Source organism: Clostridium sp. AM28-20LB, assembly GCF_003480665.1.
Taxonomy (GTDB): Bacteria; Bacillota; Clostridia; order Lachnospirales; family Lachnospiraceae; genus Otoolea; species Otoolea fessa.
In genome coordinates, this window is record NZ_QUJN01000004.1 from 159,189 (window position 1) to 173,221 (window position 14,033).

The window sequence follows — 14,033 nt, forward strand, 5'->3', positions numbered from 1 at the left end:
AAAAAATCGGGCAAAGGATTATACGACTATGACCTTTACCCGATTTCTTTATTTCCAGATATTCATGTCGGACAAGATAGACATGGTTATTTCAGTTGCGTTGCCTCCGGTAGCATCGCTGTCTGCACCAATGTTGGTAGCGAAAAAGTATGTATTATCTACAGTTTCGATATAGCCGATAAACCATCCGTTCACATCTTGGCCATCCACACGTCCGGTTCCGGTCTTTCCGTAGAATGTTCCGGCATCGGAAGAGGAAAGGCAGATGGCATCTTTTACTGCATTGATATTTTCAGGGGCGAAGCCAAGGCTGTTATTCTGCAACCTGGTTAGAAGTTCGACCTGCTCTATTGGGGAAATCTTCAAGGAAGATTCCATCCAATAAGTGGAGAAATCACCACTTATATTTTCGTTTCCATACCCAATTTCCTCAATATAGTTGGAAATGTCAGCGGTTCCAAGCTGTTCGTCCACAGATTCAAAATACCAATTCACGGAGGAATTCATTGCAGACTGTAAAGTCTGATCCGCATTCCATGCTTCAAATGGATAGGTTTCGCCATTCCATGCAATGAACGAATTTTCCGGTGTAATGATCTCTTCTTCCAATCCGAACAGGGCATCATATATCTTGTAGGTGGAGTTTGGAGCAACTCGTAAGGTGGCATGCTCCATGTCGTGTATGCTCCATGCATCATTTTCTAAATCATATAAAACAAAGCTACCTTTGTATTCTCCGAAGTATGTGGAGAGGTCTACATAGGTAACATTCTCAGAAGAGGAATCCCATTGGTAGTAGCTTCCATCTGCTGCGTATGTAGAAATAAAAGGTGCGAATCCAAGTAGAAGGACAGCAGTCAACATGAATGCAGTTGTACCTTTTATTCTCTTCATAAATGTCGGCTTCTCATAAGAGGCAATGTTAATAATTCTCCGTTTCATCTGCCCCATGTTTCCACCAAGGCCGGCAGAAAACGGAAAAGGAGTAAGTGAAACCTTCTCTGCAAAGTTAATCAGTGTATTGCCATAATCTTCGTAAGCATCCTCTTCAAGCATCTTCAAAACGGAGGTGTCACAGGCAACCTCTCTGTCATTACGCATTTCTTTCAGAGCGTACCAAACAAGAGGATTGAACCAATATACCACTCCAGCAAGGTTCATCAGATAACTGGCAATAGCATCATGGTGCTTGTAATGCTGCAGTTCATGTAACAGCATATACCGCATATCGGATTCGTTATAATCAGAGATCAGATGAATCGGAAGATAAATACACGGTTTCAAAAGTCCAACAATAATCGGGGATTTCAAAAATGCGGTACTGTAGACAGGAATATCTCTGTGAATCCCTATCTCTTCTAAGCAGTGATGATACAGTCTGCGGACTTCCTTGTTCTGAAGGGGAAGTGCAGATTTCTCCAAGTTGCGTAAACGGAGAGAGGATTTGATTACCAATATAATCATTGCAAAAATGCCTACAATCCATATCCCTAACAATATGTATCCGGCAATGGATGGTGTCTCGCTATTTACAGAAAGTGCGAAGTCATTCATCCAGTCTGTATTTCCTGCTGGATTAATTCCCACAGCTTCTCCTATAGCGGTTGCGGTACCAGAAGCAGGAGAGCTTCTTAAGTTACCAAGCCACGAGAAGATTTGTGGAAATCCGATGAGACGGAACGGTATAAAGGGAAATGTCAGCAACCCAAGAAGCAGGAACCACAGATTATACTGCATACGGCTGGAAAGGTTGTCTTTGAATATCCGCTTGGCTATCAAAAGAATTCCGATGATACCGCTGATAAATACATTGCATATTAAAAAGCGTATCATAAAATCAGCCACGTTAATTGCCTCCTTTTTTTGACCTCTTTGAAAGAAGGGAGCGGAGGGTATCTATTTCTGTTTCAGACAGTCTGTCATTTTCTATATAGGCAGACAGCATGGCAGTGATATCTCCGTCATAGTATCGTTCCAGAAAAGAATTGCTTTCCTGGCCGATGTATTCGCTTTCCTTCACGACTGGGGTGTAAACAAACACTCGGCTCTGTTTTTCATAAGTCAGAGCGCCTTTGGTCACAAGGCGTTTGATTAAAGTCTGTATCGTTTTCGGACTCCAGCTTGTGGTCTGTAATAATTTATCTGTTATTTCATTTGTACTGATCGGCGCATGTTTCCATACGATTTTCATAACTTCAAATTCAGCTTCAGAAATCTGTGGTAAATCGCTCATTTCAAATCCCTCCTTAAATCTTACAGTTGTAATAAAAATATTATAGACGCTATTTATGTGGTTGTCAATTTCAGAAAAAACAGATTGACTTGAAATCTTACTCGCGTAATAATTGAAATATTACAAGAGTAAAATTTGGAGATGGCAACAAAAAGAAAAGAACCAGAATCACAACGGATTAGCTGGTTCCTTTACTCGTTTGAATTACCTCTTTTATGTATAAGTGCTAAGAGGTATTCAATTGCTGGAAGAATCTCGGCTGCCTCTTGCTCATCACATTCCTGTAGCATCAATAACATCAGATATCACGGCATTTGTACTTGTGTTTCCACCGAGAAATGATGAAGAGAAATACATCATTTTACCATACTGTTGGATACCGGAAGATAATATGAGACTCCGTGTCAGAAGGGACCATGTTCCTTATGATGTGTGGACAGCAGAAGGGTGTCTTGAAACTACGGAAGGAAATGTCATTCATTATGGTTTTATAGAGAAATTTATAGAGGAACTTGGAACGAAGTACCATATAAAAGAAATTGCTTTCGACCGTTGGGGAGCAACGCAAATGGTACAGGATTTGGAAGGAATGGGATTTACTGTTGTTCCTTTCGGGCAGGGGTACAAAGATATGAGTCCGCCAACGAAGGAACTTATGAAGCTGACACTTGAGGAGCGAATTGCCCACGGTGGGCATAAGGTTCTTCGTTGGATGATGGACAACGTGTATGTCAGACAAGACCCTGCCGGAAATATCAAAATGGATAAAGAAAAATCCACAGAGAAAATTGATGCTGCAGCCGCAACCGTCATGGCACTTGACCGTGCAATTCGTAATCAGGGCAGCGAGGGAAGTGTATATGATGGCAGGGGAATTCTTGTTTTTTAAGAAAGAAAACCTCTCCGGCAGATGGAGAGGTTTGAAGGATCATGGTTTTGTTTATGTATCGGAATAAGAACTGCATTTTTCTTCCAGCATTTTGAAATTACAGCATCTTGCAGCAAGGGAAGAATCCGGCTTGGCAATGCACTTCTGGTATAATTTCAGGGCTTTGTTTTGCAGAGTGTCCTGAACATTGTCAATCAGGGCTTTTTCTTTCTGGAGAAGGTAAACATAGTCGGTTTTTTCCTTTTCGTTGCTGAAAGAACGGAAACTTCCTACCTGATTATATTTTAACTGAGTAAGGCAGTTATCAGGAACCGGAATCATATTATTGATATTTAATACCGCATAAAGATATCCGGTGGATTCATCCTGGAGTTTGTGGAAATCCAGACTGTTGGACATCTTCTGATGTTTTGGTTTTGCAGAGGAAATAGGGACATAGTAGTGGAAATCTCCGATAGTAAGAAGAATTCCCACATGGAGTTTCAAACGTTCCCCATACTCCACATATCCGACACGGGAATCAAACTGTGTCAGGTAATTTATGTATATTTTATCGGCAACGAACCAATCCATAGAGCCTCCTGAAAAGTAAAAAAGCGGGTGGATTACTCCACCCACTGCTGTTAACCGATTGTTTTAATTGGACAATCTAACCGCTTTTAAACGAGCATTTTAACTGGACGCTCTAACTGCTGCACAGATATTTCTATCTGTGTTTTTATTATATGCAATTTACAGCAAAAAATCAATGCCTTTAATTGCTAAATTTTTATGAATTTTTTCGATGTTTATAGATTCGATTTTATCACAGGCAGATACAAAAAGAAAGAGAGGGATAGCAGATGGGAATAAAAAGTTTGTTTGGTTTCGGTCAGGCGAGGGATAAGCCTGTACGGAATTACAGCAATGGTGAGTATTCGTTCAATTTCGGACGAAGCACCAGCGGAAAGAGCGTCAATGAAATGACAGCCATGCAGACTACTGCAGTTTATGCATACACCACAGTTTGGTATCAGGGCACAGGTTCAGCATTTGAAAGCCTATGCTTCCACAGTGGATTTGAAGTATAAATGCGTTGATCCGCGATTTAAGTATGTCACAAGAGGCTGTGCTGAATATGTGTAGTGGCTTGGACAGAAAGAAAATCCAGATGGAAGGGGATGGGCAGCAGGAGCCGGATATGGTGCAAAGATTATTACAATCTTAAATGCCATGATTGGAATTAAGAACGAGACAGCAGAAGCGGAAGAAGTCTGGTATCGTGTGCGTAAGACATGGGCGGATGCTGCTACACAGAAGGGGGCATTCCATAGTTTGGAAAATGCCAAGAGGTGTGCAGATGAAAATGAGGGATATTCCGTATTTGATGAATCCGGTAAAGTGATTTATTCCAATGCTACATTCACACCGTATCTTGTGAGAGTATCTATCGAAGATTTGAACATCCGCAAGGGTCCGGGAACAGACTACGACAAAACAGGTAAGTACACCGGAAAAGGTGCTTTCACTATTGTGGAAGAAGCAGAAGGCAAGGGTGCGAGCCTTTGGGGGCTTCTGAAATCTTATCAGAAAAATCGTGATGGATGGATTTCAATGGATTATGCCGAGAAGGTTTAGAAGCAAGCCGGACAGAGACAACAGGTTTCTGTCCGGCTGCTTTTTTCGGTTCCTGACAAGTTTGGGCAGAGTGAAAAAAGAGTGGGTGGAAACCGTAGAATTGCTTGACTTTACAGGGGTTTAGAGTGATTTATACACTACCAAAAACGAAAGGAGTACTTATTTATATGGTGAATGCAGGAACGATAAATAGGGTGGCTTTTTACTGCAGAGTCAACCATCGTGACAGAGACTATGAAAAATATCTGGACGATGTAATGAGGCGGTTGGAAGAAGAATATGGAAAACAGAAATGGGATTTGCAGATATTCTTTGAGGAAGCTTCAGGAGCCGACCCGAACAGAAAAGAATTTAATCGTCTGAAAGCGGAAATCGCAGCAAAGAAGATAGATGTGGTGGTTACCATGAGGGCTGCCACGATTGCCCGTAACTGGGGACAGTTTATGGAGTTCATGCTGATTTGCAGTAAGAAAAATGCGGATGTGGTGTGCATTGACAAGGTAGAAGATGCACAGGCCATTTTCCGAAGAATTCATGAGTTTAAGAAAAGGTTTTTTGAAGGAAGTGATGTAACGTGCGAGTAAAAGTGATTAACAAACGACCAGCTTCGGTCTTACAAAAGAAAAGGGTTTGTGCTTATGCCAGAGTTTCCACAGACAGCAGAAGACAGGAAGACTCTCTTGAAAACCAGATGGAAACCTATGAGAGACTGATTACTGGAAATCCGGAATATAAATTTATCGGAGTATTTGCTGATTAGGGTATATCCGGCTATTGTGAAAACCGCCCACAGTTCCAGAGAATGATGGAGAAGGCAAGGGCAGGAGAAATTGATTTAATTATTACAAAATCCATATCGAGATTTGCAAGAAATACCGTCACCGTTCTAAAGTTCGCAAGGGAACTGAAAGAACTGGGTGTCGGTAATTTTTTTGAAGAACAGAACATTAACACTCTATCAGGGGACGGTGAAATGATGCTTGCCGTCCTCGCTTCTTTTGCACAGGAAGAAAGCAGAAGCATGAGTGAAAACACTAAATGGTCCATTCGGAAGAAGTTTGAGAGAGGGGAAGTGATGATTACCACCTCTCGTTTCCTCGGTTATGATAAAAACGAATATGGAGATTTGATTGTGAACCGAAAGGAAGCGGAAATTGTCAGTCTGACTTTTGACCTTTATCTGATGAATGTTGGCTCGTCAAGGATTGGGGAACTGCTTGATTACCTGGGCGTGAAAATGGTGACGGGAACTACATGGGAAAGTGGGACCATCAACGGGATGCTTTGCAATGAAAAGTACAAAGGGGATTTCCATCTGCAGAAGTATTATACCCCTGAAAACAAAAGAAACTATACAAGGAAAAACAACGGGGAAGTGCAGAGTTATTACATTTCGGAAAACTACGAGCCAATCGTAACGCCTGAGGTATGGGAAAAGGTGCAGGAAGTCAGGGAACAGCGGAAGCGTGACAGGAATATCGGACAGGACAGCACAATGAAGTTCCAGAACCGCTATCCCTTAAGCGGAATGCTGATTTGCCCTTACTGCGGAAAAACGCTCCGGCGCAGACAGGTTTACAAGAAGAAAATTCAATGGCTCTGCAGCACCTACATTGAAAAGGGAGTCAAGGCGTGTAAAGGGATACGAATTGATGATGCAGAATTGCAGGGATTGAATATTGCGGAACAGACAGTAGTTGAGGAGGTGATTAAAAATGGCAAGAAGCATTACTGTTATACCAGCAAAGCAGATTTCGACTGCGGAATCAGGAACAGCACAGTCAGTGCAGAAATTGAAAATGGCAGCGTACTGCCGAGTGTCAACCGACCAAGAAGAACAGTTATTAAGCTATGAGAATCAGGTCAATTATTACACAAATTATATTAGCAAAATCCTCTTTATGAATATGTAGGGACTTATGCGGATGAAGGAATTTCGGGAATCAATACCAAAAAGAGGGATGAATTCAACCGCATGATTGCTGATTGCAGGGCGGGGAAAATAGACATGATTATTACTAAGTCCATTTCCCGATTTGCAAGAAATACGCTGGACTGCTTGAACTATGTGCGAGAATTGAAAGATTTGGGGATAGGGATTATTTTTGAAAAGGAAAATATCAATACCCTCGATGCAAAGGGCGAAGTGCTGCTGATCATTCTTTCCTCACTGGCACAGGATGAGAGCCGGTCCATTTCAGAGAACTGCACATGGGGAATTCGTAGAAGGTTTGAAACAGGAAAACACAAAATGAGTACAAAGCGTTTTCTTGGCTACGATACGGATGAAACGGGGAAGCTGGTAATCAACAGGACACAGGAGCCGATTGTAATTCGGTTGTATCAGGAATTCATGGACGGAAAAACAACCGATTACATCAAGAGGATTTTTGAACGAGAAGGCGTGAAAAATTGGGATGGCGGTACGAAGTGGCAGTCCACAACCTTAATGAGTATGTTGGAAAATGAAAAATACAAGGGTGATGCCTTGCTGCAGAAAAGTTATACGGTGGATTTCCTCACCAAGAAACGGACGCAGAACAAAGGGAAAATTCAGATGTTTTATGTGGAGGATGACCATGATGCCATCATTTCAAAGCGGATATGGGAATGTGTACAGCTTGAAATAAAACGCAGGAAAAAGTATCTGGAGGAGCATGGGACAAACTCCTATTCCCACCGGCCGGAAAGCAATCCATTTGCATTCAAGATAATTTGCGGAGACTGTAATAAAGTATTTGCACGGAAAGGCTGGCGGAGCAGCACAGGTGTTGACCGGAAGGTATGGCAGTGCAGTGAGCGGTACAAGGTTAAGGGTGTGGTAGGCTGCACTAACCGACATGTAGAGGAGGAGACGTTGGTAAAAGCGTATTTATTGGCTTGGAACGCATTGGTTGAGAACCGAGAAAGCTTTCTAGAATGGTGGCAGAAGCAAATACAAGGAGAGGATTTGTTGGCCGGATATCGGGCGGAGAAGTTTATGGAGTACACGGATGGAGTAGAGCCGCTAGTGGAAATGGATACGAACTTTATGTTGAAGATATTGGATCATATAAAGGTGTTTGAGGATGGAGTGCTGGTGGTGGTGTTCTTGGATGGGACGGAGATTGAGTGCAAATAAATATGAAAAACAGAAGTGTATAAAGTCATTCCATATTTATTTACAAAAGGAACTGGTGCTTTCCGTTGCAGTATGTTATAATTGTTGTCAACAACATTGTTTACAACGATGAATAAGCGGAGGAAGAAAATGTCTGATGTCAATAAATTATTAGAGAGAGCAATATATGAAATAGATTTTGTTGAGGTGGATGAAATATTTTTGGTTAAAGATTTGTTCAAAGGCTATGAGTGGAAACGCATTCCACGAAGTGACAGATTGTTGCTAGGAACTTTATTCTTGAATTATGTAAATACCGTTTCTGGAGTAATAAAACCGATTGAAAAGACGTCTTCTAATCAGCAGCAATATAAAAAAATAGCAGATAGGATTGAGAAATAAAATGCCAAATATAGTGATATTTTCATTTTTTTCGGGTGTGGGAATTTTAGATTTAGCATTTGAAAAAAATGGTTATGAAATAGTGTTTGTAAATGAGTATGAAAGTTGTTTTATGGAGGCATATAGGTTTTCTAGAAGAAACTTACTAATAAAAGAGCCTCGTTTAGGATATTCAAATAAAAGTGCTTTGGTTTATACAAAGGGTAAAAATAAGCAGAAATTAATAAGAATGATTCAAGAAGAAAAAGCAGCAGGCAATGTTGTTGGATTTATTGGAGGACCTCCCTGTCCAGATTTTTCGATAGGAGGAAAGAATAGAGGTGCATCGGGGAAAAACGGAAGATTAACAAAAACGTATTTTGATTTGATTGTTAGATGCAAACCGGATTTTTTTCTATTTGAAAATGTGAAGGGACTTGTAAAAACGGAAAAGCATAGAAGGTTTTACAATGAAATGAAAATGAAAGTAACGCATAGTGGTTATGTAATATCTGATAAGGTTGTGAATGCTTTAAGTTATGGGGTTCCGCAGTTTAGAGAGAGAATTTTAATGGTGGGATTTTGGGGAAATGATTTTAGAAGAAAAGGAGTGCTTAATGTTGACGAGAGAAACTACTTTAGCTTTCCGTGGGAGAAATATAAACAATTTGACATAGAAAAAATTCTAAGCTTAAATTGGCCGGTTGCTGAAGAATTTAAGGAAAATAGTAAGCGAGATTTTGTGTATGACGTACCGGAATCGTTAACAGTAGAATATTGGTTTAGGAAAAACAAGGTCACGGAACATCCAAACCAGAATAAGGTGTTTTCTGTGAAGGATGGATTAGAAAAAATCAAAAGAATATTTGAAGGTGATACAAAAAGAAAATCGTTTAAGAGACTTCATCGCTGGAAATATTCTCCAACAGCAGCATACGGAAATAATGAGGTGCATTTACACCCTTATAAAGTACGTCGATTATCAGTTGCTGAAGCAATGGCAATACAATCTTTGCCAGAAAAATTTATTTTACCTAATGATATTCCTTTGACAGCTATGTTTAAGATGATAGGAAATGGTGTTCCTTATTTGATGGCTGAATGTATAGCAAAAACACTTAAAGAACTTGTTAGTCAAGTATATGATGTGTAGAAAGGACAAAAAAATGGAGCATAAACAAATAAAAATTAGTCCAAGAGTAATTAAGCATTTAGGAAAGGATTTAATTACCACTTCCGAAGTGGCTATTATTGAGTTGATAAAAAATTCCATTGATGCTAAAGCACCAAATATAAAGCTTCTGCTTTTTGAAGATGGTAACATGTTAGGTGGGGCAGAAAAATTTTCAATTCCTGTATGCATGGATGACATATCCGAACTAGTACCCCGGTCTCTTTTGGGTGAGCCTTTGTTGATTGTTGAAGATAACGGTAAAGGTATGAATGAATTTCAACTGGAAAAAGGGTTTCTGGAAATTGGGACAGACTTGAAAAACAATAATGGTGAGACAACGTTGGGAGAAAAGGGTATCGGTAGATTGGCGGTACAACGATTAGGAAAATATTTACTGGTTGAAACTGCATCTGAATCAGAACCGTTTGCTACATTGACGTTCATTAATTGGGATGAAATAAGTAGTGCTAGTAATAGTGATTATTTTGTTCCATATAAAAAAGTAAGGAAAATGGGAGAGAGTTATACAAGATTATGGATTCTAGGAATTAATATTAGCGATTTTTTAGAAACTCCGGCTCAGATGGTATTACATTTTGATAATTCAAGTTTAGTAGTTAATAGAGAGTTAAAATCGGCTATTAATTTTTTGATTTCACCTTTTAGTAAAGTAAATAAGAAAACTACAATTCAAATGTATTATAACAATATAGAATTAGATATTGATTTTCCGGATAAAATGTTGCAACTTTCGGAGAGCATTCATAAGTTTAGAATTGTTGAAAATGGGGGAGAAATACTATTAAAGTATGAACTTAGTTTGCAACCTTGGTATATAGAGCGTGTTCATAGAGTTTTGGCGAAGCCTGAAGCATTTAAACGGCTCAAAAAAGAGCATAGATTTTATAAAGAATTGTTAGATACAAATAGAGATAGAATCGAAAATGTTCTTGTACAAGAAGTGCGTTACGATGAGTTGTTTGACTTAGTTGCACAGACATTTTATGACATGTTCGAGCTGGGTATAACAGATAAAAATATAAGAAAAGAGTTTGCGGAACAAAAAGCAAATGAATGTATGAAAGCACTAATAAAAATAGTGCCTATTTCGGGTGAAATTTTTTCGTTTAAACAGAATGCAGCAATAGGAGAGAACATAATAATTGAGTCTTTAAAAGAAATCGAAAAAGATCAGGAATATAATTTAAAAGCATTAAAGGAGTTTTTAAAGGATTATAATGGTATAAAGCTATATCGTGATGTATATAGAATCGGCTTTTTGGGAGATAAGGAAAATGACTGGATTAAACTGCAACAATTCAGGACGAAAGGTCAACAATGGTATAGATTTGATTTGGGTAATACAGTAGGATATGTTTCAGTAAGAGATCCAGAGCAGAAAAATATTCAGGAGATTAGCTCTCGACTAGATATAAATCAGAATGAAGTTTCTTATGCATTTAAGATGCTGATAGGTATTGTTTTCAATAATTTATTTTATGAATTAAACAGAAAGTCAAATGATATTATTAAAGTCTTGCTTACTGAAAATGGATTATTGGAAGATAATATATCGAAGCGTGTAAAGAAAAATTCAACGGACATTGAAAAGTTCATTATGCGTAATAAGCGAGTAATGGCTGAGATGCAGAAAATCACTAAAGAATTTAGTGGCAATATTAAAATTGAAGGTGAAAAAGCATCTATGCCAATCAGTTTGTATGAAAAGATGGAAAAGGTTTTTCAAAATGTTACAGAGCATTTTGGAGAAAACGAAAAGGTACAAAAGCAAGCAGCTAATTTATTAGTAGAAGCGGATGAACAATTAAAAGCAATAGAAGTAGAGTCTTACAACAATTACAAATTAATGGCAAATGGATTAATAACGGAGACAATTACGCATGAGTTGCATTCTATTAGTAAAACGGGTATAGATGAAAATATCGAAGAACATTTTGGCTATTTGAAGGATTACTTTGTAGCACAAAAAAACGTAAAAGTTTATAACACACATGTTTACCCGATTCAAACAAGTTATTCAATTGTTGCAGGAAAAATGAATGATGTGGCGAATTTATATTCTTTTCTAGAGAATACGTTTATCAAAAAAGGTACTTACGATGAATTTATACTTCAACAAATACAAGTAGTTGTAAAAAACATAGAAGAAAATCTGGTAAAAACAATCAAGGATAATGACATTAATATAGTTTGCAAAACAGAAGGTTTATCGTGGTTTGTTCCTAAAGGCGTTTTAATACATGTTTTTTACAATTTGTTTAATAATTCAATTTACTGGATTGATAAAAGAAGAAAATTTGCGGAGGTAGATAATGTATATGAGTATTCGGAAAGGGATCAGATAACAGTAGAACCATATGGAAGTGATATCGTGGTATACGATACAGGAACAGGTGTAATTAAAACGATGGAGGATATTTTGTTCGAACCTCTAGAATCTGGTAAGCCAAATCATGAAGGCAGGGGAATGGGGTTATATATAGTGAAGAAAATATTAAATTCATTCAATGCAAATATCGAATTACTATCTGAACGAAATTCATATGGTAATCGTTATAAATTCCTTATATCTATGGTAGATGAGGAGGGTTAAAATGGCTATAACATATGATAAATTTTTTAGAATTACGAACTGCGATACTATCATATTTTTAGAAGATGATTTTGCGTTTAAAAATAGCAAAGAAAGCCTTTTTTATGGACTGGCAAGATTAAATGGTAATAGTCGAGAAAGATTGTATGTTGAATTAAAGGATGCAGGCGCAGATTTTGTAGATGAATTGCAGGAATATAGTGCCACTGTGAGTGGTTATATAGAGGCTATTGATTGGGAAAATGAGATACCTAGGGATGATATTGAAACGTTGTTCTCAATTATTGAAGGAGGCGGTCAAGATGGTGGCCTCATAGGAGTAAAACTGCGAAAAAATTATGCAAATATTGACGTAAAGGACATGGTAAAGTTTGCTTCAATATTGAATCAATACGGGTTGGGTGTTCAGATTCCAAGTTATTTTGAACAAATCTTCAATGATTATATTTATAATGATGGTGAATGGAAAAAATACAAGATATATACAAATTTTAACGCAAAAACGAAAGATTCCTTTGCGAAGGACTTGAATGAGTATGGCCAAGCGAATAAAACGATAATATGTATCATTGATAATCAGTTGGAAGAAGAACAAAGAGCTAATGAAATTCTACAAGAAATTGAACAAATTAATGAGAATGGTAGAAAAAATATTGTTGCTGCTATTTTGAGTTCTAAAGAAAAGGAAGAAAAAATTAGCAGTAAAGTTTTTGCAGAGCATGTGTCAAAGGATGCACCAGATGGTTTGCAGATTGCATTGGCTAAGAGTGCATATAGTTTGCTACTATTCAAGTTGAAGAATGTATATCAGAAGATATTAGAAGAAGCTTTTGATGACGCTATAGTAAACAAGGACATTGCATACTATTTTGCTAAGATGGCATCTAATGAAGGTGTTACAAATTATAAGGTAGTAACGGATTGGCTCAATTTACTATTTCAATATAAACTTAACGTAAATAATGAAATATTTGATATTATAAGGCTTACTCAAATGATGGATATATTGAATGATGAAGATATTCAATATTCAAGTGAAATGCAAAAATTGAATACATTTGAAGCGTTTGATTTAAGCATTAATCAATATTACCAACCTCCGGCTGCCGGCGATATTTTTAGAGATAGTAACGGGAATTATTATATTCTTGTAGGACAAGATTGCGATCTAATGATTAGCCAATCGCGTAGTGGAAATAACGCTGTGATAGAATTGGTTAAGGCTTCGGTTGTTAGTCAAAAGGATATTGAAAAATATGAGAAAAATTTGGAGTATATGTATGTTAATAATTTTAGGGAGTCCGATACAGAGCAGCCGAAAGGGTTAGAAATCAAATATTCATCAAGGGTATATCTTGATAATGTAGTTATACGATTATGTTGTTTTAATAAAGACGGAAAATGTAAAATAAGTTTAAACGAAAAACTTGATCCTGTAATACAGGATATAATATCGCCATACTTGTGTGATACATATGTAAAAATCCAACAGTTTTTGAGAAATATAGATGAACTTAAACAAACAGTTGGTGATAAAATGAATGCGGTTCTGGAGTCGGAATTTTCGCCGCGATTAACATCTATCGTGCATTATGAAAAAGATCAAGATGGTTGCATAGAATATCCGTATAGAAGAATTGGCCGATTGAACAGAAGCTATGTATTGTATTTGTATAAATTGTTCTTAGAATACAGAGGGAGACATCCGTTTGATTGTATTAATTTGACACGCCATGCAAGCTTAACAATACCTGTGGTTGGCAGTAATATAGAACTTCCGATAGAAGTGATTTTGTCCACGAATCGGGAGGATAATAGAAAACACTATTGCAAAAAATTAGATTGGTATATATATCCAAACAATTTAGAACAGGTAATAAAGGAATTATTTAATGAAGCTGTTCAAATAAAAGATTCGAAGTTACTTGTTTTGACAGATAGTGAAAATAACATAGAATGTACTGGTAATAAAAAGATAATCCTTACTAAAACTAAAAAAGGTGTACAACTTCAGTTGAAGTGACA

At 37.6% G+C, this 14,033-nt stretch carries 11 protein-coding genes and 2 pseudogenes; 10 read left to right on the forward strand and 3 right to left on the reverse strand.

What is annotated here, in order from left to right:
• Positions 1 to 48 precede the first annotated feature (48 nt).
• Both DW739_RS09995 and DW739_RS10000 read right to left on the reverse strand, forming a co-directional pair.
• Positions 49 to 1,845 carry a BlaR1 family beta-lactam sensor/signal transducer gene (locus tag DW739_RS09995; RefSeq protein WP_118742994.1) on the reverse strand — a complete coding sequence of 599 codons (1,797 nt, stop codon included), beginning with the start codon at positions 1,843 to 1,845 and terminating at the stop codon, positions 49 to 51.
• 1 nt (position 1,846) lies between these two features.
• Positions 1,847 to 2,233, reverse strand: coding sequence for a BlaI/MecI/CopY family transcriptional regulator (locus DW739_RS10000; RefSeq protein WP_107001152.1), 387 nt, complete (start codon positions 2,231 to 2,233; stop codon positions 1,847 to 1,849).
• Positions 2,234 to 2,528: 295 nt separating this feature from the next.
• Between DW739_RS10000 and DW739_RS10010 the strand changes: the two are divergent.
• A pseudogene (locus DW739_RS10010) lies at positions 2,529 to 3,122 on the forward strand (terminase TerL endonuclease subunit); the annotation flags it as partial.
• 51 nt (positions 3,123 to 3,173) lie between these two features.
• Here the strand turns inward: DW739_RS10010 and DW739_RS10015 are convergent.
• On the reverse strand, positions 3,174 to 3,695 hold the full coding sequence (locus tag DW739_RS10015) for a type III toxin-antitoxin system ToxN/AbiQ family toxin (protein WP_107001151.1): 522 nt from the start codon (positions 3,693 to 3,695) through the stop codon (positions 3,174 to 3,176).
• 269 nt (positions 3,696 to 3,964) lie between these two features.
• Between DW739_RS10015 and DW739_RS10020 the strand changes: the two are divergent.
• The 9 genes and pseudogenes from DW739_RS10020 to DW739_RS10060 form a co-directional block, all read left to right on the forward strand.
• Positions 3,965 to 4,117 (forward strand): annotated as a pseudogene (locus tag DW739_RS10020) (phage portal protein); the annotation flags it as partial.
• 217 nt (positions 4,118 to 4,334) lie between these two features.
• Positions 4,335 to 4,739 carry an SH3 domain-containing protein gene (locus DW739_RS10025; protein WP_107001150.1) on the forward strand — a complete coding sequence of 135 codons (405 nt, stop codon included), beginning with the start codon at positions 4,335 to 4,337 and terminating at the stop codon, positions 4,737 to 4,739.
• Between the two features lie 167 nt (positions 4,740 to 4,906).
• Complete coding sequence (locus DW739_RS10030) at positions 4,907 to 5,323, forward strand: recombinase family protein (RefSeq protein ID WP_107001149.1); 417 nt, start codon at positions 4,907 to 4,909, stop codon at positions 5,321 to 5,323.
• Positions 5,324 to 5,502: 179 nt separating this feature from the next.
• A complete protein-coding gene (locus tag DW739_RS10035; protein ID WP_347560715.1) occupies positions 5,503 to 6,594 on the forward strand; it encodes a recombinase family protein in 1,092 nt (363 codons plus the stop codon).
• 87 nt (positions 6,595 to 6,681) lie between these two features.
• Positions 6,682 to 7,860 (forward strand): recombinase family protein, encoded by a 1,179-nt coding sequence (locus tag DW739_RS10040; RefSeq protein ID WP_347560716.1) that lies wholly within the window; start codon positions 6,682 to 6,684, stop codon positions 7,858 to 7,860.
• A gap of 129 nt (positions 7,861 to 7,989) precedes the next feature.
• Positions 7,990 to 8,241 (forward strand): single-stranded DNA-binding protein, encoded by a 252-nt coding sequence (locus DW739_RS10045; RefSeq protein WP_107001148.1) that lies wholly within the window; start codon positions 7,990 to 7,992, stop codon positions 8,239 to 8,241.
• Entirely contained in the window at positions 8,231 to 9,373 is a 1,143-nt protein-coding gene (locus tag DW739_RS10050) for a DNA cytosine methyltransferase (RefSeq protein ID WP_243023759.1), read from the forward strand. Before DW739_RS10045 ends, DW739_RS10050 begins: the two co-directional genes overlap by 11 nt.
• A 13-nt stretch (positions 9,374 to 9,386) precedes the next feature.
• Complete coding sequence (locus DW739_RS10055) at positions 9,387 to 12,008, forward strand: ATP-binding protein (RefSeq protein ID WP_181357226.1); 2,622 nt, start codon at positions 9,387 to 9,389, stop codon at positions 12,006 to 12,008.
• A gap of 1 nt (position 12,009) precedes the next feature.
• Positions 12,010 to 14,031 (forward strand): hypothetical protein, encoded by a 2,022-nt coding sequence (locus DW739_RS10060; RefSeq protein WP_107001145.1) that lies wholly within the window; start codon positions 12,010 to 12,012, stop codon positions 14,029 to 14,031.
• Positions 14,032 to 14,033: the final 2 nt, after the last annotated feature.